The following is a 25,623-nucleotide window of genomic DNA, read 5'->3' on the forward strand; positions in this document are numbered from 1 at the left end:
AAGGTCTCAGAAATAAGATTTCTATTTCTTAGGCTCCAGTAAGTCAAACTGATCATTGAACATAATCTTTGCTAAAAACCATTCGTCGTGGGGTTTATAAAAATAAAACTCCCAAGTAGTTGCCATCATCTCAAATTTTAAAATATAAACCAACCGTACAATCGAAGTGCCAAAAGTTTCTTCACGAATAAAGTCAAAACCATTAATTTCACCATATAGTTGTGCAACCATTTCTGTTTGGCGTTTTACCACATCAATATCCTGTGGTTTTAGTTTAACTACAGGTGAGGCAATAAATAAGTAGTCATATGCTTTGCTTACGTTTTTATTTGTTACCTCTTTAAAAAAGTGTGCACAAATGTTCTTTGGAAGTCTCGCTTCAATTTGTTCGCAATATGATACTGAGCACATTGCAAAATACAAGGTTAACGATAAAAGCATTTTTTTCATGATTGGTGATCCTTTGATTTGATTTGTTTGTTTTCAGGGGTTCTAAAACAATGATATGATGATAAGGCATAATGATCTATTGTGGGGATAAGTAGATCAGTATGTAATTGTTAATGATATAATATAGCTTTCGGCTATGTCAAGCATAAAATGGGCTTTGGGGCGGGTTATATTTGAGAAAACATAAACGGTTCCGGGTTTTGGTTTCATAGCCCATACATTCCGCCTACGTTAAGTGCCTACACTAAAGCTTTGGCACTCGAGGAAGGCATATATTAAAGCGTAAGCGTAAACTACGGCGGACAAGTAATGTACGGGCTATGAATTTGTTTATTCCTGGGCGAAGCTGTTTTTGTCGTGCCAAAACTATATACTATCGTCCAACGGCAGCTAAGGATAACTCACGAGAATAAAAATGCCCCATTCGTATTCCAAAATATGGATCCACCTGGTCTGGAGCACCAAAGACCGCCTGCCCTATCTTACCAAAGAGGTAAAGAGCAAGGTGATCTTTCATATCAGGGAAAAAGCAAAAACCGAAGGGATTTATGTTGATACCATTAACGGAGCAGAAGACCATGTCCATTGCCTGATCGAGCTGGGTTTGAAGCGCAGCATAGCCGAGGCGGTAAGCCGGTTGAAAGGCGAATCGTCACATTGGGTCAATGAACAAGCGTTGATGAAATTTCATTTCAATTGGCAGATCGGGTATGGCGCGTTTTCATTAGCTGAATCGCAATTGAATACGGTCCGCCGGTATATCCTGAACCAAGAAGAACATCATAAGGCAAAAACGTTTGAGCAAGAATACAACGAATTATTAATGGTCTATAACGTTGTCAATGCGGACAAAAGGCCGTGAACGGCCTGATAGGTTTGGTTTGTGGTTATATTTAATAGCCCATACATTAATGTATGGGCTATTGATTTTTGCCCCTTTGGGGGCATATAGCACAGGGTTCCCCAAGCAGGTTTTAGCCTTGACTTTAACCCCCATAAGTGTTAAAATTATAATCTTACTTTTAAAACCAACGTAAGGCCTATGTCAATGCAATACAATTACATAGTAATCTGGTTGATAGAAGACCCCTTTGACTGAATGACACGCTTAAGGGGCCGGTCTTGCTTTATTGGGTTTAAAATTGAATTTAAGAGAAACTGAACTCATCCCCCGGCCCCTTCTCTTATTTATTTTCCAAGAGAAGGGGAGCAAGGGGTTGAGTTCCAAAGCACCCAACATTTCCCAAGAAATTGAAAAATAACGAACAAAACAGTATGGGCAATTCGTGAATTGCCCCAACGATAATAAGGAGAACAAAATGGCCAAGAAACGAGTTCTGATCATGGGAGCCGCCGGACGCGATTTCCATAATTTCAACACCTACTTCCGCAACAACAAGGATTATCAGGTCGTGGCTTTCACCGCCACCCAGATCCCGGACATAGCCGGGCGCAAGTACCCCGCGGCCCTGGCCGGCAAGATGTATCCCAAGGGCATCCCGATCTACGACGAGAAGGAACTGGTCAAGCTGATCGCCAAGTTCAAGGTGGAGACCGTGGTCTTCTCCTATTCCGACGTGCCCTATTCCTACGTGATGAGCAAGGGCGCCACGGTCAACGCCGCCGGGGCCGACTTCATGATGCTGGGCCCGGACGCCACCATGATCAAGTCCAAGAAGCCGGTGATCTCCATCTGCGCCGCCCGCACCGGCTGCGGCAAGAGCCAGACCACCCGCCGGGTGATAGAGGCCCTGATGGCCATGGGCAAGAAGGTGGTGGCGGTGCGTCATCCCATGCCCTATGGCGACCTGGTGAAGCAGAAGGTCCAGCGCTTCGCCACCATCGCCGATCTGGCCAAGCACAAATGCACCATCGAGGAGATGGAGGAGTACGAGCCGCACGTGGCCCGGGGCAACGTGATCTACGCCGGCGTGGACTACGAGGCCATTCTGCGCCAGGCCGAGAAGGAAGCCGACGTGGTGGTCTGGGACGGCGGCAACAACGATTTCCCGTTCTACAAATCCGACCTGGAGATAGTGGTGGTTGACCCCCACCGTCCGGGACACGAGATGGCCTATTACCCGGGAGAGGTCAATCTGCGCCGGGCCGACGTGATCGTCATCAACAAGGAGGACAGCGCCACCAAGGAGAACATCGCCCTGGTCAAGCGGAACATCACCGCCGCCAACCCGGAGGCTATCGTGATCGACGCCAATTCGCCGGTGACGGTGGAGCGTCCCGAGCTGATCCGCGGCAAGAAGGTCCTGGTGATCGAGGACGGCCCGACCCTGACCCACGGCGAGATGAAGTACGGGGCCGGAGTGGTGGCCGCCAAGAAGTACGGAGTGGGCCAGATGGTTGATCCCCGGCCCTACGCCGTGGGGACCATCGCCGGCACCTTCAAGAAATACCCGGGGATCGGGGTGCTGCTGCCGGCCATGGGCTACTCGGCCCAGCAGATCAAGGACCTGCAGACCACCATCGACCAGACCCCCTGCGACCTGTACATCATCGGCACGCCCATCGACCTGCGCCGGTTCATCAAGTTCAACAAGCCGGCCTTAAGGGTCAACTACGAGCTGGCCGAGATCGGCAAACCGGACCTGGCCGAGGTGATCCAGAAGAAATTCAAATTCAAAAAGAAGTAAAGACCTCTCCCCCAACCCCTCTCCAAAAGCATTTGGAGAGGGGCAGGGGTGAGGTCCAGAGTTTATGCCTCACAAAACAGCAGTCATAGCCCTGGGCGGAAACGCCATCGGGGCCACCGGCAAGGAAGACATCCACCAGCAGTTCGCCAACACCCGCCAGGCCGTGGCCGGGTTTTTGGAACTGATCAAGGAGGGATACAACCTGGCCATCACCCACGGCAACGGACCCCAGGTGGGCAACGCCCTGCTGCGGGTAGAGCGGACCTTTCCCGACGGGATACCGGCCCTGCCGCTGGGGGTGATCGTGGCCGACACCGAGGGCGGGATGGGCTACATGATAGAGCAGAGCCTGCAGAACATGCTGACCGCCCATCGGATCGACCGCCAGGTGGTGACCCTGGTCACCCAGGTGGTGGTGGACAAGGACGACCCGTCCATCCTCAATCCCTCCAAGCCCATCGGACCCTATTACAAGGCGGAGGAGGTGGAAGCCCTCAAAGCACGGGGCTGGGTGGTCAAGGACGACTCCGGGCGGGGATTCCGCCGCTTCGTGCCCTCGCCCATTCCCAGGTCCATTGTCAACAAGAAGGCCGTCAAGCAGCTGGTGAAGCAGGGGACCATCGTCATCGCCGGGGGCGGGGGCGGGGTGCCGGTCTACGTCCAGGCCGACGGCAGCTACGAGGGGGTGGACGCGGTGATAGACAAGGACCGGGCCTCGGCGGTGCTGGCCCGGGACATCGAGGCCGAGACCCTGATGATCCTGACCGCGGTGGAAAAAGTGTCATTGAACTACAAGAAGCCCGACCAAAAAGACCTGGATACTCTCACTCTGGCCGAGGCCAAGAAACACCTGGCCCAGGGGCAGTTCGCGGCGGGTTCCATGGGACCCAAGGTGGAGGCCGCCATCCAGTTCCTGGAATTCGGCGGGAAACAGGTGATCATCACCTCTCTGGAAAAGGCGGCCCAGGCCTTGAAGGGGCAGGCCGGGACCAGGATCACGGCGTAGCACCGACCTAACCCATTCGACCATGCTCAGGGCAGGCCCCCATCCCCACTTTCATCTGTTGCAATAACCTGTCTGCCTCAGTGCGGGCTTTCCCGGTGAGGGAAGGGGCGAAGGGACATGATTCATCATGTCCTGAAATTATTTGAAAAAACACACCCAAACGTAGCCAGATAAAGCATAGCTACCAACATATCAATCATTAATATATCAGGAGTAAAGTGAATTTATTTATAGGTAGCCTGGCTAAGGAAGTCACCAAGGAAGACCTGCTCCAGACCTTTGAGCCTTTCGGCAAGGTGGAGTCGGCCTCGGTGGTCTTTGACCGCACCACCAACCAGTCCCGGGGGTTCGGTTTCGTGGAGATGCCCTGCAAGGCCGAAGCCCGCAAGGCCATTGACGCCTTGAGCGGCATCTTCAACCTTAAGGGCAAGGTGATCATGATCAACGAAGCCCGGCCCAAGGAAGGCGGCGGCGCCCGGCGCAGATTCTAACATTTTTGCCACAAAGACTCAGAGACACAGAGGGGTTTTACATTTTTTAACCTAATTTCATCATCCCGGGAAGATAACCGAATCTCTGTGACTCCGTGTCTCTGTGGCAGATCTTTTCTGTAAACAATAATCCTTAATATATATTCGGAGGCTTTATGGCCAAAACAACCACGGTGGAGGAGGCCAGGCAGACCATAGAGCAGGATTTCAAAAAGGGCTACGACCTTCCGGTCTACGTTTACAAGCCCTGGTGCAAGTCCTGTGAGATCTGCGTGGCCTTTTGCCCCAAACAGGTGCTGGAGATGGGCGAGGACCGCAAACCCACGGTGGCCCGGCCCCAGGACTGCATCCTGTGCGGGCAATGCCAGCTGCGCTGCCCGGACCTGGCTATCTTTGTGTGCAAGGAGAGAAAAAAATGAGCAAGCAGATAAAACTCTGGCAGGGCAACGAAGCCTGCGCCGAGGGCGCCATCTACGCCGGCTGCGACTTTTTCGGGGGCTACCCCATCACCCCCTCCACCGAGGTGGCCGAGATCCTGGCCGCGCTGCTGCCCAAGCACGGCGGCAAGTTCATCCAGATGGAGGACGAGATCGCCGGCATTGGGGCCATCCTGGGGGCGGCCGCGGCCGGGGCCAAATCCATGACCTCCACCTCCGGGCCGGGCTTTTCGCTGATGATGGAGCTGTTGGGCTACGGCTGCATGGCCGAGATCCCCTGCGTCATTGTCAACGTCCAGCGGGCCGGGCCCTCCACCGGGCTGCCCACCAAGGGCGCCCAGGCCGACGTGATGCAGACCCGCTGGGGAACCCACGGCGATCATCCCACCATCGCGCTCTGCCCCTCGTCGATAGAGGAATCATTCAAGCTGACCGTCAAGGCCTTTAACCTGGCCGAGAAATTCCGGATGCCGGTGATCCTGCTTTTGGACGAGTTCATCGGTCACATGCGGGAGAAGATGGAAGTGCCCAAGCCCGGCGAGCTGGAAATATACAACCATCCCCGGCCCAAGGTGGATCCCAAAGAATACCAGCATTACGGCGACGGCTCCAGCGTGGGCGGCCCCTACGCCGCCATGGGCAGCGGCTACCGCTTCAACATCACCGGGTTGACCCACGACAAGCACGGTTTCCCCACCTCCCGGCTGGACGAGATCCAGTGGAAAATGGACCGGCTGCGGGACAAGATAGACCGGCACCTGGCGGAGCTGACCGAGGTGGAGGAGGAATTTTTAGACGACGCCGAGATCGTGATATTCTCCTACGGGGCGGCGGCCCGCAGTTCCCAGCAGGCGGTGCGCCAGGCCCGGGCCAAGGGGATCAAAGTTGGTCTGCTGCGGCCCACCACCATCTGGCCCTTCCCCGACCGGATAGTGACCGACGTCCTTAAAAAATGCAGGACCATGCTGGTGGCCGAGATCAGCCAGGGTCAGCTGGTATACGAAGTGGAGCGCTGCAACAAATCCAACACTAAGGTGGTGCCGGTGCTGCGCTACGACGGCGAGATGATAACCCCGGCCCAGATATTGAAGGCGGTAGAGGAGGCGCAAAAATAATGAAGATACATCCTGCTTATGAAATGCTCCGGCCCGGCAAGAAGTTCCCCAACGTCTGGTGCCCGGGCTGCGGCCACGGCATAGTCCAGGGGGCCATCATCCGGGCGGTGGAGCGGCTGGGGATCAACCGGGACGAGGTGGCCATGGTCTCCGGCATCGGCTGTTCCTCGCGGATGCCGGTCTACGTGGACTTCAACAGCCTGCATACCGCCCACGGCCGGGCCCTGCCCTTTGCCACCGGGGTCAAGCTGCACAACCCCAAGCTGCACGTGATAGTGATCACCGGCGACGGCGACGCCCTGGCCATCGGCGGCAACCACTTCATCCACGCCGCCCGCCGCAACATGGAGCTGACGGTGATCCTGATGAACAACAACATCTACGGCATGACCGGGGGCCAGTACTCGCCCACCACCCCCATCGGCAAGAAGGCCTCCACCGCCCCCTACGGCTGCGCCGAGCGCGACTTCGACGCCTGCGCCCTGGCCGTGGCGGCCGGAGCGGTGTTCGCCGCCCGGGGCACAGTGTACAACGCGGTGGAGCTGGACAAGATGATAGAGAAGGCCCTGACCAAGAAGGGCTTTGCCCTGGTGGAGGCTCTCAGCCCCTGTCCCACCCTCTACGGCCGGCTCAACAAGGAGGGCAGCGCGGTCAAGATGCTGCAGACCCAGAAGGCCAACACCATCAACCTCAAGGCCGCCGAAAAACTGACCCCCCAGGAATTGGAGGGCAAGGTGGTCACCGGCGTCTTTCACGACGGCGAGGCCCAGCCCTACACCGAGGTCTACCAGCAGATCATCAACAAGGCCCAGGGACGGTAAGGGCGCGGTAGTCGCGCCCCAAAGATAATCAGTAAGGGCGAGGTAACCTCGCCCCAACGTAAGGGCCGATATACCGGCCCCAACCGAGGATATATAAGATGAAAGAAAGATACGAGATCAGGCTTTCCGGCTCCGGCGGCCAGGGGATGATCACTGCCGGGATAATACTGGCCGAGGCGGCCGGGGTCTACGACGGCAAGAAGGTCATCCAGTCCCAAAGCTACGGCCCCGAGGCCCGGGGCGGGGCCAGCAAGGCCGAGGTCATCATCTCCAGCCAGGACATCTATTTCCCCAAGGCCACCGCCATCGACATCCTGCTGGCCATGACCCAGGAGGCCTGGGAATCATACAGCAAGGACCTGAACTCCGACGCCATCGCCATCATCGATTCCTTCTACGTCAAGGAATGTGATTTCAAGCAGGCCTACTGCCTGCCCCTGACCCAGAAGGCCCGGGAAGAGGTGGGGATCGAGATGGTGGCCAACGTCATCGCCCTGGGGGCCATCGCCGAACTGACCGGGGTGGTGACCAAGGAGTCCCTGGAGAAGTCCCTTTTATCAAGGGTCCCCAAGGGCACGGAAGAGAAGAACAAGAAAGCGCTGGAGATCGGCTACCGTCTGGCCCGGGAAGCCAAAAAATGACGGGACACAATCACCAGCACAACCTGCAGCGGACCCTGCTGATAATCAAGCCGGACGCGGTGCGCCGGGGGCTGATCGGAGAGATCCTGCACCGGGTGGAACTGGACGGCTTCGACATCATAGCCATGAAGATGACCCGCCTGACGGAACGCCAGGCCCGGGGCTTCTACGTAATGCACAAGAAAAAGCCATTCTACCAGCCGCTTTGCAAGTTCATGACCAGCGGGCGCCTGGTGCTGTGCGTGGTGGAAAGGGAGGAGGCCATCGAGTCCCTGCGCCAGCTGGTGGGCAAGACCAACCCCAAGCTGGCGGCCTTTGGCTCCATCCGCCACGATTACGCCACCGACATCCGGCAGAACTGCGTCCACGCCTCCGACACCCCGGAGAACGCGGCCCGGGAGGTGAAATATTTCTTCAAGCCCTCGGCCGTTTCCCAGATAAAGCACGGACTGAAGAAGATCTACCGCCTGCCCTTCGTTAAAAGATAGCAGTGTATTTGCTCTTTAACCCAGCCCTTAAGGGCTGGGTTAAAGTTGCCCATCCCCTGACGGGACCATCCTTTGATAACCTTAATTTTTTCATATAAACTTTTAGGAGTACCGTGGCTAAGGACACCATCATTCTTTCTTTGAACTGCGGAAGTTCCTCGGTAAAATACCAGCTCTACAACTGGACCAGCCAGGAGATAATGGCCAAGGGCCTGGTGGAACGCGTCACCTTTGAGGGTTCGGTGATTGTTCACGAAGTTCCCGGCCGCGAGCCTTTGAAGCTGCAAAAGGAATGCCCCGATCATCAGGTGGCCATACAGATGATCCTGGAAACATTGCTGCATGAAAATCACCCGGTGATCTCGGACGTCAGCCAGATAAGCGGGGTGGGCCACCGGGTGGTCCACGGCGGCGAGCATTTCGCCAAATCAACTTTGATCAACGATGATGTGATAGCCGCCTTTGAGGAGTTGTCCTCGCTGGCCCCGCTCCACAACCCGCCCAACGTGCTGGGGATCAAGGCAGCTCAGGCTATCATGCCCGACGCGCCCCATGTGGCGGTGCTGGACACGGCCTTCCACCAGACCATGCCCAGGACATCCTACATCTATCCCGTGCCCTACGAGTGGTACGAGAAATATGGGGTGCGGCGCTACGGATTCCACGGCACCTCCCACCTTTACGTGGCCCGGCGGGCCGCGGTGATGCTGAAAAAGGACCCCTTTAAGGTCAATCTGATCACCTGTCATCTGGGCAACGGGGTCAGCCTCAGCGCCATCAAGAACGGCTGTTCCTTTGATACCAGTTTAGGGCTGACCACCATGGAGGGGCTGGTGATGGGCACCCGTTCGGGCGATGTGGATCCGGGCCTGATGCCCTTCATGTGCGCCAAGGAGAACAAGACCGCCCGGGAGATAGAATCCATCTACCTGAAAAAGAGCGGAGTGCTGGGCATCTCAGGGAAATATACCGACCGCCGGGACATAGAAGACGCCATGAAAGCGGGCGACGAGCGAGCCAAGCTGGCCTTCGACATTGAGGCCTATCGCCTAAAAAAATACATCGGTTCCTACTACGCCGCCCTGGGGCACCTGGATGCCGTGGTCTTCACCGGCGGGGCCGGCGAGATGGGCCCTCTGCTTCGGGAGGCGGCCATGACCGGGATGGAGGAACTGGGAATGGTGCTGGATCCGGATCTCAACAAGAAGGCCAAGAGCCGCAACCATGAATTCGAGATCTCGGCCAAGGAATCCCGGATCAAGCTTTTCGTCATCCCCACCGACGAGGAACTGGTATTCACCGAGGACGTGGTGGCCACCATCGAAGGCCGTTACGACGTGCATACCAAATTCAAATATGGCTTTGAGGATCAAAGCTACGTCAACAAAATGAGGGACGAGTCCTACCAGCGGGAACTTGATAAAAAGAAAAAGGGCTGAGCAACAAGATAGTATCCGATCGGGACGCCGATCTACGCTGATCAGGTTGATTTAAATTTGATGACGGCCTTTGGGTTGCATTTTGGTTCGTTCCGATGAACAGCCAAGTATTCTATATTCAATATTCTGTATTCTGAATTCTTATCTTCATCGATGTGACCAGTTTTATGAAGCTTAAACTTCGCCAGCTGCAGGACGGGCGTCATCAGTACAACATCAGCTTAAGCGAGCCGGCCTCCGATCTGCTGGATTTTTCCCCGGTCCAGGGCAGCCTGACCGTGCTCAAAAGCGGCGTTACCCTCCATGTCACCGGATGCCTGGATTACACAGCCCGCCAGCACTGCAGCCTTTGCCTGAAGAGCTTTGAGGCCCGGGGCCAGGCGGAGATTGACCTGTTCTACCGTCCCCAGACCCGGGAGGACCTGGCCGGGGGCAAGGAACTGGAACTGAAGCCCGACGAGCTGGACATGGTGCTTTACCAGGGACAAGAGATAGATCTTTGGCCCGAGCTGCGGGAGGCCCTGTTGCTTTCCCTGCCGGCCAAGCCGGTCTGCCGGGAGGACTGCCGGGGACTCTGCCCCCAATGCGGAAAAAAGCTGGGCGACAAACCCTGCGGCTGCACTAAAAAAGAGGTGGACCCCCGGTGGGAAAAACTGCTGAAACTGAAAAAGGAAAAATAAGATGGAGGCCAGGCATTACCAAAAGCTGGAGAACGGCTCGGTGCAATGCCTGTTGTGCCCCCACTTCTGCCGGATAGCTCCGGGCCAGACAGGGCTGTGCCGGATCAGAAGCAACAACGGCGGTAGGCTGGAGGCGCAAAGCTACGGCCGGGCGGTGTCCCTGGTCATGGACCCGATAGAGAAGAAGCCGCTGTACCACTTTTATCCCGGCAGCCGGATACTTTCCACCGGACCCAACGGCTGCAACCTGGCCTGCAGTTTCTGCCAGAACTGGGAGATATCCCAGCAAAAGGTGCCGACCGAAGCGGTGGAGCCGCGGCAATTGGTGGAACTGGCACTCAAAGAAGGGGCCGTGGGAATAGCCTTCACCTACACCGAGCCTTTGGTCTGGTTCGAGTATCTGATGGACGCCTGCCCCCTGGCCAGGCAGGCCGGGCTTAAGACGGTACTGGTCACCAACGGCACCATCAGCCCGGAGCCGATTAAGGAACTTCTGCCCCACATCGATGCCATGAACATAGACCTGAAGTCGATGGACGAAGGCTTTTACAAAAAAGTGTGCCGGGGAGATCTGGGCACGGTGCTTAAGACCATAGAGCTTTCCCGGCCTTCCTGCCACATCGAACTTACCAACTTGGTGATCCCGGGCTTGAACGATTCTCCCCAAGACATGGAGGCCTTGGTCGGCTGGGTCTGCCGGCTGGATCCCTTGATACCACTGCATATCTCCCGGTACTTTCCCCGGTATAAAATGGATACCCGGTCCACTCCGGAAAGCACCCTGAAAAAGTATTACAACCTGGCCCAAGCAAAACTGAAATATGTATATGTTGGCAACGTTCAGATAGAGGGGACGGAGGACACCTATTGTCCCGGCTGCGGACAGGTGCTGATAAAAAGGTCGGGCTACCGGATAAGCCTGGAGGGGCTGAAGGACCAGGACTGCAAAAAATGCGGCCGCCGGGCTGACATCATAGGCCTGAACGGCTGAGAACAGATAATATTAACCATGCCACTTAATTTGAAGCATAGCACTCTAAGGGGAACGAATATTTTTATAAGGAAGCCAGGAAAGCAGGAATAAATCAGGGTTCCCATAGTTTAATATTCATGGCTTCATGGATACCTAATAAAAAATGGTACTTATTTATTGACCCCATTAATAACGAAGGAAATATAACATGGCGCTTAAAAAACGGGGAGCGGGGTTTTACCTGCTGATCATCCTGGGCGGAGCACTGCTGGGCAGCGGCCTGGGCGACCTGGTGGGATACATCCTGCCTTCGGGCGTGGTGCGTGATTTTTTCACCAATGCCATCACCCCTGGAGTCAACCCGCCGCTGACCATAAATCTGCTGGTGATGACCCTGACCCTGGGCTTCACCCTTAAGCTGAACATCATTGCCCTGCTGGGCATAGTGCTGATGGCCTATCTTCTGAAATGGTTTTAACCCCAAGGAACCGAGATGCCCACTGATTGCTGCTGATTCCTCCGGAAAAATATTGGACCGAAATATGCATGATCTGCGTAAATCCGCGTCCTAAAAAGAAAAGGAGTTTTTTCCAATGAAGCTTTTCATCGATACCGCCAACATCGCCGAGATCAAGGAAGCCGCCAGCTGGGGCATCATTGACGGCGTGACCACCAACCCCAGCCTGATCGCCAAGGAGGGACGCGACTTTGCCACGGTGGTCAAGGAGATCTGCGCCATCGTGGACGGCCCGGTCTCGGCTGAGGTGATCAGCGAAAAGTCAGAGGAGATGCTTAAGGAGGCCGAGCCGCTGATCAAGATCCACCCCAACGTGGTGATCAAGATCCCCATGACCCTGGAGGGCCTGAAGGCGGTCAAGGTCCTGTCGCAAAAGGGGGTCAAGACACACGTCACTCTTATCTTCTCGGCCAACCAGGCCCTGCTGGCCGCCAAGGCCGGGGCCACCTTCATCAGCCCCTTCGTGGGCAGGCTGGACGACGTCTCGGAATACGGGATGGACCTGATAGGGGAGATCGTCCAGATCTACGACAATTACGATTTTGCCACCCAGATCCTGGCGGCCAGCCTAAGGACCCCGCTACACGTGCTGGACTGCGCCAAGCTGGGGGCCCATATCGCCACCGTGCCCTTCAACGTGCTGAAGATGCTGGCCCAGCACCCGCTGACCGACGCCGGGATCAAGAAATTCCTGGACGACTGGGCCAAGGTCAAGAAGTAAAACCCAAGAAGGAGCTGACATGGACAGAGTGCGCTGGATAGACCATCGTGGGAAAAGGATCTTGTTCGAAGACCTGTCCAATCTGTCGCATCCCCAGGAAGCCATGGTAGTGTCCCGCATCACCACAAATATGATTACCAAGGAACAGCCGGCATCGGTGCTGCTCATATCCGACATCAGCAACTCGCACTTTAACGCCAAATTGCTCAGTGAACTGAAGGAAAATACCAAAGCCACCACACCGTATATGAAGGCTTACGCCGTAGTAGGCGTAACTGGACTGACCAAGGTGGTGTTGAAGAGCTTTATACGTTTTACAGGACAGGACATGAAGGTATGCCAAAGCATAGGCGAGGCCAAAGACTGGTTAGCATCGCAATAATTAAAGTTCGCCAATGAACATGAAGGCGGAAACAATAAATCAAATAGCCAGGCAGATCCGGCGCGACATCATCGAGATGACATACAGCGCCGGATCGGGCCATCCCGGAGGGTCGTTATCCTCAGCCGAGATAATGGCCGTTCTTTATTTTCACACCCTGCAGCACCGGCCCAAAGATCCTGGCTGGCAAGACCGGGACCGGTTCTACCTTTCCAAGGGGCACGCCTGTCCGGTGCTGTATGCCGCCCTGGCCGAAGCCGGGTATTTTGACAGATCGCTTTTAAAGACCTTCCGCCATCTGGGATCACCGCTGCAGGGCCACCCCCACCGCCTTAAAACGCCGGGGGTCGAGGCTTCCAGCGGTTCGCTGGGGCAGGGGCTTTCGCTGGCGGCTGGCACCGCCCTGGGATTAAGGATGGACGGGAAATCAAACAGGGTATACTGCCTGCTGGGCGACGGCGAGCTGCAGGAGGGGCAGGTCTGGGAGGCGGCCATGGCCGCCGGACACTTCAAGCTCAACAACCTCTGTGCCATAGTGGACCACAACAACCTGCAGATAGACGGGTCGGTGGAGCAGGTGATGGGGATCGAGCCCCTGGCCGACAAGTGGCGGGCTTTCCGCTGGCAGGTGATAGAGGTGGACGGTCACAACATCCAGCACCTGGTCCGGGCCTTTGATTTTGCCCGGGGCATAAAGGACAAGCCGGCGGTGATCCTGGCAAAAACGGTCAAGGGCAAGGGGGTCTTCTTCATGGAGAACCGGGCGGAGTGGCACGGCCGGGCCCCGAACAAGGAGGAATATGAGAAGGCGATGGCTGAGCTAAAGTGACCGGTGTAAAAATCAGACCAAGGTAAATTACAGATATTGGCAACATACTGAACTCAACCCTTTCTCCCTTCTCTTATAAAGAGAAGGGACGGGGATGAGTTCAAAAGGAACACCATGCAATACCGCCAATTTGGAAAAGACAAGTTCAACGTTTCGGTCCTGGGCTTTGGGGCCATGCGCCTGCCCATTCTGAACAACGACATGAAGCAGATCGACCAGCCCCTGGCCGCGGCCATGATCCGCAGGGGGATCGACGGCGGGATCAATTATGTGGACACCGCCTATCCCTACCACGGCGGTACCAGCGAAGCGCTGGTGGGGCAGGCTTTGAAGGGCGGTTACCGGGAAAAAGTGCGGCTGGCCGACAAGATGCCGACCTGGCTGGTCAACTCCAGGGAGGACATGGACAGTTTGCTGGCCGAACAGCTGGCCCGGCTGGACGACAAGAGGATAGATTATTACCTGCTGCATTCGCTGAACCGCGCGGTCTGGAACAAGATGAAAGAGCGGGGAGTGCTGCGCTGGGCCAAAAAGCAAATGTCTAAAGGGACCATCGGCAGCCTGGGATTCTCCTTCCACGGCCCGGCCTCTGATTTCATCAAGATCTGCGATGACCACGACTGGGATTTCTGCCAGATCCAGTACAATTACATGGACACCACCACCCAGGCCGGCCTGAAAGGCCTTAAGCACGCGGCCTCCCGGGGCATCTCCGTGATCGTGATGGAGCCCCTGAAGGGCGGGCGCCTGGCCCAGCCGCCGGAACAGGTGAAGGCCATATTGGAAAACAGAAAGGGCGGCAGCCCGATCTCCTGGGCCCTGCGCTGGGTCTGGAATGACGAGCGCGTCCCGCTGCTGCTTTCCGGGATGAGCACCATGGAGCAGGTGGAGGAGAACCTGAAACTCGCCGATCAGGCCCGGGCCGGGTCGTTCTCGCCCGAAGACCTGAAGGTCATTGACCGGGTGCGCTCCCTGTACAACCGTATGGTGGACATCGACTGCACCAACTGCAAATACTGCCTGCCCTGCCCGTCCGGGGTCAACATCCCCCGCAACTTTGAGCTTTACAATGATGGCTACCGCTACGGGAATTTCGGCAACCCGGCCTTCTTCTACTGGACATGGTTCAAACCGTCGGAACGGGCCGAGAACTGCATCAATTGCGGGATCTGCGAAAAGAAATGCCCCCAGGGGATTCAGATCCGGGCAGAGCTGAAAAAGGTGAGGGAGGCCCTGGCCAAAAAATGAGGCGCCTGGTCCCAATATCTCTTTTACTGCTGATGTCCGCCGGTCTAGGGTGCACCTATCACCCGGACCTTAAAAAAGATTTTCAGATGAGCCTGGACGGCTCCAAGTTCGTCTGGGAATCGGCCCCGGCGGTGGCCTACATCTACGGCGGACCGGAAAGCGTGCTGGAAAGACCGGCTACCATCAGGATCATTCTGCCCAACCTCGGTCCGAGCCGGCACCCCCTGCCCGGCATGGAGATCATGTTCGATGAAGATGTCTTCGCTGACAGTAACCAGGTAACGGCGTCAGGCAAATCTCATGAAATCTCGGTGGACCTCCGCCCTTCGTTCCGTCCCATGGGAAAGGGGGGGATGCTGGTGGGATATACCTCTCATGATCCCCGGGCAACAGTGACAGTTAGGATCAGCAAGCTTGACGCCAGGTCCTACGGAAGCGTGGAAGGAAAGATAATCTATGCCAAGCTTTGGGGGTACTACTATGATTTCGAGAGCGGTGAGATCACCCAACCGCCCCAGCCGATGATGCTGGAGATCTGGAACTGGCCGTTCGGGGCCAAGCTGGAGCAGAAGTATCCGGGCGACGAGTAGAACCCAACCCCCGTCCCCTTCCCCACAAGGGAAGGGGAGCAAGGGTTATGTCAAATGAGAGAATATGATTCCAACCAACAAACACCATCTGGTCACGGACCTGAATTTCAAGACCATAGAGCAGAAGCCCACCCGCTTCGGCTATGCCGAGGCTTTGCTGGAGCTGGGGCGGGTCAATCAAGATGTGGTGGTGCTGGACGCAGACCTGGCCAAGTCAACCCTCAGCGGAAAATTTCAGGAGAAATATCCCCAGCGCTTTTTTAACATCGGCATAGCCGAGCAGAACATGCTGGGCATGGCCGGGGGGCTGTCATTAGCCGGGAAGATACCCTTCGTCAATACTTATGGCGTTTTTCTGGCCGGGCGGGCCTGGGATCAGATCCGGACCTCCGTCTGCTACGGGGACCTGAACGTCAAGATAATCGGGGCGCACGGCGGCCTGTCGGTGGGCCCGGACGGCGCCACCCACCAGGCCCTGGAAGAGATAGCGCTTATGCGGGTCCTGCCCAACATGCGGGTCATCGTGCCTTGCGATTCCAATCAGGCCTACCAGGCCACGCTGGAAGCGGCCAAAATAAAAGGTCCGGTGTATATCAGATTAGGGCGCGAACCGGTGCCGGTGATCACTACTGACAAAACGCCGTTTCATTTTGGCAAAGCCCAGACCTGCCGTCAGGGCAATGACGTGACGATCTTCGCCTGCGGGCTGATGGTCTACCTTTCGCTGGTAGCAGCCGAAAAGCTTGAAAAGAAAGGCATCTCGGCCCGGGTCATTAATCTTCACCCTGTAAAACCGATTGATAAGAAGGCCATCATCAAGGCGGCCAAAGAGACCAGGTGCATAGTCACCGCCGAGGAGCACCAGCAGATGGCCGGCTTCGGTTCGGCCATAGCGGAAGTGGTGGTGCAGAACTGCCCGGTGCCGATGGAAATGGTGGGGGTGCGGGACACCTTTGGAGAGTCGGGCCAGCCCTGGGAGTTGCTGAAGAAGTATAATCTACTTGATGGAGACATTATAAAAGCCGCTACACAAGCTGTTAAAAGGAAAAGCAAATAGTTTTATAAAGGTAATATAGAAACATGAGCAGACTTAATAAACCTTCTGTTATTAACCATATTGCAGAAGCTCGGGAAGAATTACAAGCAATTGAGGGCTACTTATCCTCTAATAAGGATTATTCGGAAATTGAACTTCAAATCGGTCTTGAACATGCATACCATCACCTAAATTTTGCCTGGAATACACGACGAGCAACGGATAAAAAAATAAAAAATATGTCGGACGCAGAATGGAATCAGTATGGTAAATTCCCCAAGGACATAGAACTGCTTAAACTGCCATTGGTAAGGAAAAAGGAAAATAAATAAAACCTACGGATAAGAAGGAAAAACAATGAACTGGAAAATCTTTGGAGCCGCATTCGTCACCCTGTTCCTGGCCGAGCTGGGCGACAAGACCCAACTGGCCGTGATCACCATGACCTCGGAATCCAAGAGCTGGCTCTCGGTCTTTTTGGGCGGCAGTCTGGCCCTGGTCTGCGTAACCCTGATCGGGGCGCTGTTCGGGCAGGCCATCATCAAGGTCATCCCGCAGAACATCCTGCATTACGTCGCCGGGGGGCTGTTCATCGTGATGGGCGTGCTGGCGATATTAGGGAAGCTTTAATTTAGCCACAGAGACACAAAGGCGCAGAGGGTGATAAAAAAAGGGATAGGATAAATATCATGAAGAAAACCTTGATGGTGCTTTTCTGTCTGTCGATAGGATCAACGGTATTTGCTTTGCCGATCAGCTCCAGGACCGGGTTAAGTATCGGTAAATTCTATGATTCCCCAAGTTACAACGGCAATGCCTTTCAATTTGAATCGGGAGTGCGGGCCGGCAAATATTTATTGTTTAGTACGGGCATTTTGCTGGAATATTTCAAGTATATCAAATTACCTGCCGGTACATGGATCCCCGAAGATCGCATAGTAAGTCAGGACAAGCATCAGTATGCTTATGGCGGTTCAATAACCCTGGGGATTGGCCATAGAATGGGACCGCATCTGATATATAGATTTAAAAGAGTTCACACATATCACGAAACAGTGATCGAGGAATTTATCAACGATTCCGGCAATTATCGGACCATTACCGAAACCAGGGTAGAACCGGCATACGATGTCATTTTCGGCTTACACGGGAAGATCCCCAGAACAGATCTATATCTGGTGTGTGAGATAACCCCCTGGTCAAGGATATGGAATGTGGCAAGGAACACGATAACTTTAGGGATTGGTTACGAGATCGGTTTGGGTAATATTCACAAAGGACTGAGGAGGTAAGACGGGAAATCCTCTGTGTCTCTGTGCCTCTGTGGCAAATGAAATAAACTATTGAAAGGATATACCATGAAGTTTGCAGCCAAGATGGAGAAACTGAAGGTCGAGACAGCCTTCGAGATGATGGCCAAGGCCAAAAAACTGGAGGCCGAGGGCAAGAAGATCATCCACCTGGAGATCGGAGAGCCGGACTTCGAAACCCCCAAGAACATCAAGGAAGCCGCCAAGAAGGCCCTGGACGCCGGCAAGACCCATTACGGGCCGTCGGCCGGACTGCCCGAGCACCGCAAGGCCATCGCCGAGTACTACTCCAAGGAGATCGGCGTCCAGTACGGGCCGGAGAACGTGGTGGTGACCCCAGGCGCCAAGCCCATCATGTCTTTCGCCATCACCGCCCTGCTGGAAGAGGGCGACGAGTGCCTGGTGCCGGACCCCGGCTTTCCCATCTACCAGTCCATGGTCAAGTTCAACGGCGGGGTGCCGGTGCCGCTGCCGCTGCGGGAGGCCAACGACTTCCGTCTGGATGTCAATGAGCTTAAATCCAAGATCACCAAGAAGACCAAACTGATCATCCTGAACTCGCCCCACAACCCCACCGGCGGGATCTTGACCAGGGACGACCTGAAGGCGGTGGCCGACATAGCGGTCAACAATAACATCCCGGTGCTGTCGGACGAGATCTACGACCGGATGATCTACGAAGGCAAGTTCGAGAGCATCGCCCAGTTTGAAGGGATGAAGGACCTGACCATCATCCTCAACGGCTACTCCAAGACCTACGCCATGACCGGCTGGCGGGTGGGTTACGGCCTGATGCCCACGGCGCTAGTGGACCACATGGCCCAGTTGATGACCAACATCAACTCCTGCACCGCCACCTTCAGCCAGATCGCCTGCATCGAGGCCTTAAAAGGCCCGCAGGACGAGGTCACCGCCATGATGACCGAGTTCAAGAAGCGCCGAGACTTCATCGTGGAAAGGATCAACAGGATACCAAAACTGTCCTGCCGTAAGCCGGCCGGGGCCTTCTACGTTTTCGTCAATATCAAGCAGACCGGGATGGACTCCCGCAAGTTCACCGACTTTTTGCTTAACGACTGCGGGATCTGCGCTCTGGCTGGGGCCAACTTCGGGGCCGAGGGCGAGGGCTACGTCCGTTTCAGCTACGCCAACACCATAGAGAACCTGGCCGAGTCGGCCGATAGGATAGAGAAGGCTTTGTCAAAACTTTCCTGAACCGCTAAGCGATGTGCTGAGTTTAATCGAAGCAAAGCGAAGATCGCATAGAGTTTCAAAGAAATACTTTATCAGTATGAATACCAATTACCTTTCCTGGTTCAAGGCCATCGACATAGCCCTGCAGAACCGCGGGGACTGCCATCTGCTGCTTTCCAGCAACGTCTACGAGCCGCTGGATCTGCTGGAAAAACACGCCAAGCAGAACTGGGGAGAGCTGCGCCGGCTGCAGTCCTACAACAATGACTGGGGGCACCCGGTGCTCAAACGGCTGATAGCCTCCCGCTACGGGGTCAAGCCTTCGGAGATACTGCTGACCAACGGCTGCACCAACGCCACCTATCTTTCCATCATCTCCCATGTCAAGCCGGGCGATACCGTCATCTGCGAGACCCCGGCCTACCAGCCGATGTGGCAGATAGCCGGGCTTTCCGGCGCAAACATCAAATGGCTGGAGCGGCGGCCGCCGCACTACCGGGTCGATCCCGGCGAGCTGGCCGCCCTGGTTGACAAGAAAACAAGTCTGGTGATCCTGACCAACCTGCACAACCCCAGCGGGGCGCATCTATGCAAAAAGGAACTGGCGGAGATAGCCCGGGCGGTGCGGCGGAAGAACAAAAAGACCCGAATACTGATGGACGAGGTGTTCCGCGACTTTGAACCGGGCAAACCGGCTCCGGCCTGCACCATAGACCGGGCCTACATCTCCACCGGCAGCCTGTCCAAGGTCTACGGCCTGAGCCATCTGGAATGCGGTTGGATCCTGGCCGATAAAAAGACCATCGATCATATCGCTCCGTATTTCGTGCTTTCCGACGGCAACGGTTCGCGCTACCTGGAGGCCATATCGGTGGTGGTGTTTGAACAGCTCGACACCTACCTGTCCCGGTCGCTGGATATCGTTGCCCGCAACCGCAAGGAGCTGGTCAAGGCGGCAGGGCCGCTGATTAAAGAAGGTTTGGTCTCGGGGGACATTCCGGAACAGAGCTGCCTCTGGTTCCCCAAAGTTGCCGGTTTCAGGGATGCCGGCAAACTAGCGGACCTGCTGGCAAAAAGATATAAGGTCTATGTGGTGCCGGGAAGGTTCTTCGGGGACGCAGGCAGGATAAGGATCGGCTTCGGCAGCCAGCCGGAGGCGTTCAGGAAAAGCATTGCTGCCTTCACCGGGGCCGTCAGGGAAATAACTAAACGCTGAATGGGGTTGAAATCTAAGCGGATTTTTGTTAACATTAGGTTTGACTTATAGCTATAGGCTGTCAGCTATAAGCCATTAGAAAGAAAAAATAGAATATGGGGCTGTAGCTCCCTTCGACAGGACTCCGGCAAGCTAAGTCGAGCCGCTCAGGGCGGGTCGCAGGGAAGCACGGCACTACATGGTAGAACACTTCGGCGTTGCTCAGTGTAAATATAAATGGGGCTGTAGCTCAGTTGGTAGAGCGGTACGTTCGCATCGTACAGGCAGTGGGTTCGAATCCCATCAGCTCCACCAGACTACGTCCGCCTGCGGCGGACGTAGTCTGGCAAGCCGGACTTCAGCACAGATTTGAATCAACAATATTAATATAAGGAGTTTGAAATGGCAAAACGGGTTTTCAATTTTTCGGCCGGTCCGGGAATGCTGCCCGAGGCGGTTTTGAAAAAGGCCGCGGACGAGATGCTGGACTACCAGGGCTCCGGGATGTCCGTGATGGAAATGAGCCATCGCTCCAAGGTCTACCAGTCGATCATCGACGGGGCCGAGAAGGCCATCCGGGACCTGATGAAAATCCCGGCCAATTACAAGGTGCTTTTCCTGCAGGGCGGGGCCTCCATGCAGTTCGCCATGGTGCCGCTGAACCTGATGAAGAAATCCAACAAGGCCGACTATGTCAACACCGGGGAATGGGCCAGCAAGGCCATCGCCGAGGCCAAGCGCTACGGCGACATCAAAGTGATAGCCACCTCCGAGCCGGAAGTGTTCAACCACCTGCCAGCCCTTGATCCCAAGGAGTTCCGCCCCGACGCCGATTATTTCCACATGACCACCAACAACACCATCTTCGGAACCTCCTGGAAGAGCTTCCCCGACACCAAGGGCGTGCCGCTGGTGGTGGACATGTCCTCGGATATCCTGTCAAAAGTGGTGGACATCAACCAGTTCGCCCTGGTCTACGCCGGGGCCCAGAAGAACATGGGTCCGGCCGGCGTCACCGTGGTCATCATCCGGGACGACATGATAGACTTCTCCAAGCCCGAGACCCCCACCATGCTCAAGTACAAGACCCACGTGGAAGGCGGCTCGATGTATAACACGCCGCCCTGCTACGGCATCTACATCATCAAGCTGGTGTGCGAGCACGTGCTGGCCCTGGGCGGGGTTCCGGCCATGCAGAAGATCAATGAGCAGAAGGCCGCCCTGCTGTACGACGCCATCGACAACTCCAAGCTGTTCAAGTGCCATGTTCAGAAGAAGGAGGACCGCTCCCTGATGAACATTCCCTTCCGGACCCCGTCCGAGGACCTGGACAAGAAGTTCCTGAAAGAAGCTGCCGAAGAGGGCCTGACCACTTTAAGCGGCCACCGCAAGACCGGCGGGATGCGGGCCAGCATCTACAACGCCATGCCGCTGGAGGGGGTGCAGAAGCTGGTGGAGTTCATAAAGAAGTTCGATAAGGCCAACCAGTAGCTCATTTTTTGGCATAGTATGCCAGTCTAAACCGTCCCGCCAAAAGCGGGACGGTTTTCTGTTGACTTTTAAGGCCGGTTTTGATACCATTTTAATACTGCTTGGGTAAATGTTGTTCAATTATCGGGAATTATAAATACAGCAGGTTATTATGCCTAAAAAATGTATTTTTTACTTGCTGCTGCCTTTGCTTATAACTATTATCGGATGCAGCAAAAAGACACCATCAGAGATTGATGTCATACAACAGCTGGAACTGCAAACGCCGAATGGCGGCGAGATCATATCCATTGGTTCCCAGTATACCATCACGTGGGCGACCCAAAATATTGATAAAGTGAAGATAGAATATTCTGTGATCGCAGGCATTTGGGTGCTTATTGACACAGTGAACGCAGAGACCGCATCGTATCAATGGGCAGTACCAGTTTTGCCCTCTTCGGGCTGCAGGATAAGGGTAAGCGATAATTCCGACGGCATGCCAGCCGACAGCAGCGACCAGTCGTTCTCCATCAGCGGCCAATGGATGGACTTATCCGGGGATGGTTACTGGGCGTCCCGCATGGAACAGGCCGCCATAGTTTTTAATGATAAAGTATGGGTCATGGGCGGGAACCAAACCAATTATTTTTCAGGACCGGCCTACAATGATGTTTGGTATTCCTCCAATGGAAGCGACTGGACACAGGCTACACTTAACGCACAATGGTCCCCTCGCTTTGGGCACTCGGTGGCCGCTTTCAACGGAAAGTTGTGGTTACTTGGCGGCAACACCAACAGTCGCGACACCAATGATGTTTGGAATTCAACCGACGGCATCACCTGGCAGTTGGTGACATCTGCGGCTCAATGGTCCGGCCGGTCCAATTTTGCAGCACTTTCGTTTGATGGCAAGCTTTGGGTCTTGGGCGGACGGCAACTGCCAAGCATAGTATACAACGACGTATGGTATTCAAGTGACGGGGTGCTGTGGCAAAAGGTCCCTGATGCCATACCTTGGCCAGCCCGCTGTTACCATTCCTCCGTGGTCTATGATAACAAAATGTGGATAATGGGGGGCGGGGCAAATTCGAAGGCCACGTCCATCATGAATGACGTATGGTCCTCTGCCGATGGCGTAAATTGGCAGCAACCGTCTGAGCATGCGGCCTGGGAGGAACGATGGGGGCATAGAACAGTTGTGTACGATAACAAGATGTGGCTGGTGGGCGGCGATGACAGCACCCATTATGGCATTGACAGCACCACCAGAAAAAACGATATGTGGTATTCGACCGACGGCATTAATTGGGATCAGGCCTGTGCCACTTCACCGTGGGCGGGGCGCTGGGGGCATAGCGTCACAGTTCTCGGTCAGAAAATATATATCATGGGCGGTTTCACTGGAGTGGTAAATAAAGAAATCTGGCGCTGGCCGTAATATCAAAAATAACAAATAAATGATAGAGAGGAGTACAAATCATGGCAAAAAAAGTGCTGTTGGCCACCGAAAAACCCTTCGCCAAGGTGGCGGTTGATGGTATCTCCAAGATCTTCGCCGAGGCCGGCTATGAGCTGGTCAAGCTGGAAAAATACACCGAAAAGGCCGACCTGCTGAAGGCCGCGGCCGATGTTGACGCCATGATCATCCGCTCCGACAAGGCCGACGCCGCCGTGATCGAGGCCGGCAAGAACCTGAAGGTCATCGTCCGTGCCGGGGCCGGCTACGACAACATAGACCTGGCGGCCGCCAGCGCCAAGGGCATCTGCGCCATGAACACCCCGGGACAGAACTCCAATGCCGTGGCCGAGCTGGCCGTGGGGATGATGGTCTTTCTGGCTCGCAACAAGTTCACCGAGGGCAACGGCTCGGAGCTGAGGGGCAAAAAACTGGGCATCCACGCCTACGGCAACGTGGGGCGGCTGGTGGCCGGCATCGCCAAGGGCTTCGGGATGACTGTGTATGCCTTCGATCCCTTCGTGGACAAGACCAAGATGGAGGCCGAGGGGGTCAAGGTCTTGGAAAAGATAGAGGAACTGTATTCCCAGTGCGACTACGTCTCCCTGCACATCCCGGCCAACGACAAGACCAAGAAGTCCATCAACTACGACCTGCTCTCCAAGATGAAAAAGGGCGCGGCCCTGATCAACACCGCCCGCAAGGAAGTGATAGACGAGGAAGGCCTGAAGAAGGCCATGGCCGAGCGAGAGGACCTGAAGTACGCCACCGACATCGCTCCGGACTGCCACGCCGAGATCGTTGAGATCTTCGGCAACCGCTATCACGCCACCAAGAAGAAGATGGGGGCCGAGACCTCGGAGGCCAACATCAACGCCGGGCTGGCGGCGGCCAACCAGATCGTCAAGTTTTTGGAGAACGGCGACAGGACCTTCCAGGTGAACAAATAGCTTTTGACCGCTCCACTTCATATGTCAATCAGGTAAGCTTACTCAGTGCATCGCCTTTATCCCCCTCCCGCAAGGAGGGGGATTTTTAATCCCTTCCCCTATGGGGAAGGGGTAGGGGTTAGGTCCGTTCCCGGGCTTTTTATTTGGTTGAAATTTAAGGGGAAATGTAATAAAATTAACGTTCCGTTTGGTCAAACAATAGTTTAAAATATAATACATCAGGAGCATCCATGGCAGTCGTTCTACCATTCAAGGCAGTCCGCCCCAAAAAAGAGTTTGCCAAGGACATCGCCGCGCCGCCCTACGACGTGGTCAACAGCGAGGAGGCCCGGGAGCTGGCCAAAGGCAACGACAAGAGCTACCTGCACATCAGCCGTCCGGAGATTGACCTTGATCCCAAGACCGACGAGCACGCCGACCAGGTCTACGGCCAGGGGAAGATCAATTTCGAAAGATTCAAAACCAACGGCTGGATGTTTCAGGAGCAAAAACCCTGCTTCTACATCTACAAGCAGATCATGGGCGGCCACCAGCAGATCGGCCTGGTGGCGGTGGCCTCGGCCGAGGACTATGACCAGGATGTGATCAAAAAGCACGAACACACCAGACCCGACAAGGAGGACGACCGCACCCGGCACATCAGCACCATTGACGCCAACACCGAGCCGGTGTTCTTCACCTACCCGGCGGTCCCGGCCATAGATTCCCTGATCAACGACTGGATCAAGAAGACCCCGGAATACGATTTCACCAGCGACGACGGCGTCAAGCACACTTTGTGGGTCTGCGATGATGATAAGATCGTGGAAGCTCTGAAGAAAGAATTCTCCAAACTCAAATACATGTATGTGGCCGACGGCCACCACCGCAGTGCAGCCGCCTGGCGGTTGTGGAAGGAGCGCAAGGCCAAAAACCCCCAGCACAACGGCAGCGAGGAATACAATTTCTTCTTGACCGTGATCTTCCCCGACAATCAGATGAACATCATGGCCTACAACCGGGTGGTGAAGGACCTGAACGGCAATTCCCGGGACGAGTTCCTGAAGAAGGTGGGCCAGAAGTTCACAGTGACCGAGCAGGCTCCGGATGTGCCCGGAGCCAACCTCAAATTCTCCATGTACCTGGAGGGGAAGTGGTATCTTTTGACCGCCAAGGACGGAAGCTATGACCAGAAGGACCCGGTCAAAAGGCTGGACGCCTCGATCCTCCAGGACAACCTGCTGCAGCCGGTCTTAGGAATTGAGAATCCCAGGACCGACAAGCGGATCGGCTTCGTGGGCGGGATCCGGGGAACCAAGGAGCTGGTAAAATTAGTGGATTCCGGCAAGTATGCGGTGGCCTTCTCCCTGCATCCGGTAAACATCAAGCAGCTGATCAGCGTGGCCGATTCCGGGCAGGTGATGCCGCCCAAGAGCACCTGGTTCGAGCCGAAATTGAGAAGCGGATTGTTCGTGCACCAGTACTAAACCCAGGCCGTGGAAACGGACCAAAGTATTCATCGTTCAATTACAGATAATGGGCAAAAAAGCCGGA

29 protein-coding genes and 1 tRNA gene are annotated in these 25,623 nt (G+C 55.4%); 29 read left to right on the forward strand and 1 reads right to left on the reverse strand.

The window, feature by feature from the left end; genetic code table 11:
* Positions 1-21 precede the first annotated feature (21 nt).
* Positions 22-450, reverse strand: a complete 429-nt coding sequence (locus tag HZA73_08180; protein MBI5806009.1) for a hypothetical protein — start codon at positions 448-450, stop codon at positions 22-24.
* Between the two features lie 415 nt (positions 451-865).
* Here HZA73_08180 and tnpA point away from each other — a divergent pair, with 415 nt between their 5' ends.
* The 29 genes from tnpA (at position 866) to HZA73_08325 (ending at position 25,556) form a co-directional block, all read left to right on the forward strand.
* Entirely contained in the window at positions 866-1,312 is a 447-nt protein-coding gene (gene tnpA, locus HZA73_08185) for an IS200/IS605 family transposase (protein ID MBI5806010.1), read from the forward strand.
* 457 nt (positions 1,313-1,769) lie between these two features.
* Positions 1,770-3,098 (forward strand): GTPase, encoded by a 1,329-nt coding sequence (locus HZA73_08190; GenBank protein ID MBI5806011.1) that lies wholly within the window; start codon positions 1,770-1,772, stop codon positions 3,096-3,098.
* 64 nt (positions 3,099-3,162) lie between these two features.
* Positions 3,163-4,104, forward strand: a complete 942-nt coding sequence (gene arcC, locus HZA73_08195; GenBank protein MBI5806012.1) for a carbamate kinase — start codon at positions 3,163-3,165, stop codon at positions 4,102-4,104.
* A 218-nt stretch (positions 4,105-4,322) separates the two neighbouring features.
* Complete coding sequence (locus tag HZA73_08200) at positions 4,323-4,595, forward strand: RNA-binding protein (protein MBI5806013.1); 273 nt, start codon at positions 4,323-4,325, stop codon at positions 4,593-4,595.
* Between the two features lie 155 nt (positions 4,596-4,750).
* Positions 4,751-5,014 (forward strand): 4Fe-4S dicluster domain-containing protein, encoded by a 264-nt coding sequence (locus HZA73_08205; GenBank protein ID MBI5806014.1) that lies wholly within the window; start codon positions 4,751-4,753, stop codon positions 5,012-5,014.
* Positions 5,011-6,147 carry a 2-oxoacid:acceptor oxidoreductase subunit alpha gene (locus tag HZA73_08210; GenBank protein MBI5806015.1) on the forward strand — a complete coding sequence of 379 codons (1,137 nt, stop codon included), beginning with the start codon at positions 5,011-5,013 and terminating at the stop codon, positions 6,145-6,147. The genes HZA73_08205 and HZA73_08210 overlap by 4 nt, the downstream gene beginning before the upstream one ends.
* Positions 6,147-6,968 (forward strand): 2-oxoacid:ferredoxin oxidoreductase subunit beta, encoded by an 822-nt coding sequence (locus tag HZA73_08215; protein ID MBI5806016.1) that lies wholly within the window; start codon positions 6,147-6,149, stop codon positions 6,966-6,968. The genes HZA73_08210 and HZA73_08215 overlap by 1 nt, the downstream gene beginning before the upstream one ends.
* A gap of 98 nt (positions 6,969-7,066) precedes the next feature.
* Positions 7,067-7,609: a 2-oxoacid:acceptor oxidoreductase family protein gene (locus tag HZA73_08220; GenBank protein MBI5806017.1), complete on the forward strand. Its 543-nt coding sequence runs from the start codon at positions 7,067-7,069 to the stop codon at positions 7,607-7,609.
* Positions 7,606-8,097, forward strand: coding sequence for a nucleoside-diphosphate kinase (gene ndk, locus HZA73_08225; GenBank protein MBI5806018.1), 492 nt, complete (start codon positions 7,606-7,608; stop codon positions 8,095-8,097). The genes HZA73_08220 and ndk overlap by 4 nt, the downstream gene beginning before the upstream one ends.
* Positions 8,098-8,225: 128 nt before the next feature.
* Positions 8,226-9,536 (forward strand): acetate kinase, encoded by a 1,311-nt coding sequence (locus HZA73_08230; protein ID MBI5806019.1) that lies wholly within the window; start codon positions 8,226-8,228, stop codon positions 9,534-9,536.
* A 167-nt stretch (positions 9,537-9,703) separates the two neighbouring features.
* A complete protein-coding gene (locus HZA73_08235) occupies positions 9,704-10,216 on the forward strand; it encodes a DUF177 domain-containing protein (protein MBI5806020.1) in 513 nt (170 codons plus the stop codon).
* 1 nt (position 10,217) lies between these two features.
* Positions 10,218-11,207 carry an AmmeMemoRadiSam system radical SAM enzyme gene (gene amrS / locus HZA73_08240; GenBank protein MBI5806021.1) on the forward strand — a complete coding sequence of 330 codons (990 nt, stop codon included), beginning with the start codon at positions 10,218-10,220 and terminating at the stop codon, positions 11,205-11,207.
* 190 nt (positions 11,208-11,397) lie between these two features.
* Positions 11,398-11,667 (forward strand): DUF4321 domain-containing protein, encoded by a 270-nt coding sequence (locus HZA73_08245; GenBank protein MBI5806022.1) that lies wholly within the window; start codon positions 11,398-11,400, stop codon positions 11,665-11,667.
* Between the two features lie 115 nt (positions 11,668-11,782).
* Positions 11,783-12,427 (forward strand): fructose-6-phosphate aldolase, encoded by a 645-nt coding sequence (gene fsa / locus HZA73_08250; protein MBI5806023.1) that lies wholly within the window; start codon positions 11,783-11,785, stop codon positions 12,425-12,427.
* A 19-nt stretch (positions 12,428-12,446) separates the two neighbouring features.
* Positions 12,447-12,809: a hypothetical protein gene (locus HZA73_08255; protein ID MBI5806024.1), complete on the forward strand. Its 363-nt coding sequence runs from the start codon at positions 12,447-12,449 to the stop codon at positions 12,807-12,809.
* Between the two features lie 13 nt (positions 12,810-12,822).
* A complete protein-coding gene (locus HZA73_08260) occupies positions 12,823-13,638 on the forward strand; it encodes a transketolase (GenBank protein MBI5806025.1) in 816 nt (271 codons plus the stop codon).
* 114 nt (positions 13,639-13,752) lie between these two features.
* The gene (locus HZA73_08265; GenBank protein MBI5806026.1) at positions 13,753-14,886 is read left to right on the forward strand and encodes an aldo/keto reductase; all 1,134 of its coding nucleotides are present in this window, start codon (positions 13,753-13,755) and stop codon (positions 14,884-14,886) included.
* The gene (locus HZA73_08270) at positions 14,883-15,476 is read left to right on the forward strand and encodes a hypothetical protein (GenBank protein ID MBI5806027.1); all 594 of its coding nucleotides are present in this window, start codon (positions 14,883-14,885) and stop codon (positions 15,474-15,476) included. The genes HZA73_08265 and HZA73_08270 overlap by 4 nt, the downstream gene beginning before the upstream one ends.
* Before the next feature lie 64 nt (positions 15,477-15,540).
* Positions 15,541-16,533: a transketolase family protein gene (locus tag HZA73_08275; protein MBI5806028.1), complete on the forward strand. Its 993-nt coding sequence runs from the start codon at positions 15,541-15,543 to the stop codon at positions 16,531-16,533.
* Positions 16,534-16,556: 23 nt separating this feature from the next.
* A complete protein-coding gene (locus tag HZA73_08280; protein MBI5806029.1) occupies positions 16,557-16,844 on the forward strand; it encodes a hypothetical protein in 288 nt (95 codons plus the stop codon).
* Between the two features lie 25 nt (positions 16,845-16,869).
* Positions 16,870-17,142: a TMEM165/GDT1 family protein gene (locus HZA73_08285; protein MBI5806030.1), complete on the forward strand. Its 273-nt coding sequence runs from the start codon at positions 16,870-16,872 to the stop codon at positions 17,140-17,142.
* A 59-nt stretch (positions 17,143-17,201) separates the two neighbouring features.
* Positions 17,202-17,804: a hypothetical protein gene (locus tag HZA73_08290; protein ID MBI5806031.1), complete on the forward strand. Its 603-nt coding sequence runs from the start codon at positions 17,202-17,204 to the stop codon at positions 17,802-17,804.
* Between the two features lie 66 nt (positions 17,805-17,870).
* Positions 17,871-19,037 (forward strand): pyridoxal phosphate-dependent aminotransferase, encoded by a 1,167-nt coding sequence (locus HZA73_08295; protein MBI5806032.1) that lies wholly within the window; start codon positions 17,871-17,873, stop codon positions 19,035-19,037.
* A 76-nt stretch (positions 19,038-19,113) separates the two neighbouring features.
* Entirely contained in the window at positions 19,114-20,232 is a 1,119-nt protein-coding gene (locus HZA73_08300; protein MBI5806033.1) for a pyridoxal phosphate-dependent aminotransferase, read from the forward strand.
* Between the two features lie 218 nt (positions 20,233-20,450).
* A tRNA-Ala gene (locus HZA73_08305) sits at positions 20,451-20,526 on the forward strand.
* Positions 20,527-20,613: 87 nt separating this feature from the next.
* Positions 20,614-21,702 (forward strand): 3-phosphoserine/phosphohydroxythreonine transaminase, encoded by a 1,089-nt coding sequence (serC, locus tag HZA73_08310; protein ID MBI5806034.1) that lies wholly within the window; start codon positions 20,614-20,616, stop codon positions 21,700-21,702.
* A gap of 151 nt (positions 21,703-21,853) precedes the next feature.
* Positions 21,854-23,122 (forward strand): hypothetical protein, encoded by a 1,269-nt coding sequence (locus HZA73_08315; protein ID MBI5806035.1) that lies wholly within the window; start codon positions 21,854-21,856, stop codon positions 23,120-23,122.
* Between the two features lie 41 nt (positions 23,123-23,163).
* Positions 23,164-24,090, forward strand: coding sequence for a 3-phosphoglycerate dehydrogenase (locus tag HZA73_08320; protein MBI5806036.1), 927 nt, complete (start codon positions 23,164-23,166; stop codon positions 24,088-24,090).
* Positions 24,091-24,320: 230 nt separating this feature from the next.
* A complete protein-coding gene (locus tag HZA73_08325; protein MBI5806037.1) occupies positions 24,321-25,556 on the forward strand; it encodes a DUF1015 domain-containing protein in 1,236 nt (411 codons plus the stop codon).
* Positions 25,557-25,623: the final 67 nt, after the last annotated feature.

Source organism: candidate division TA06 bacterium (assembly GCA_016235665.1).
GTDB lineage: Bacteria > Edwardsbacteria > AC1 > AC1 > EtOH8 > UBA5202.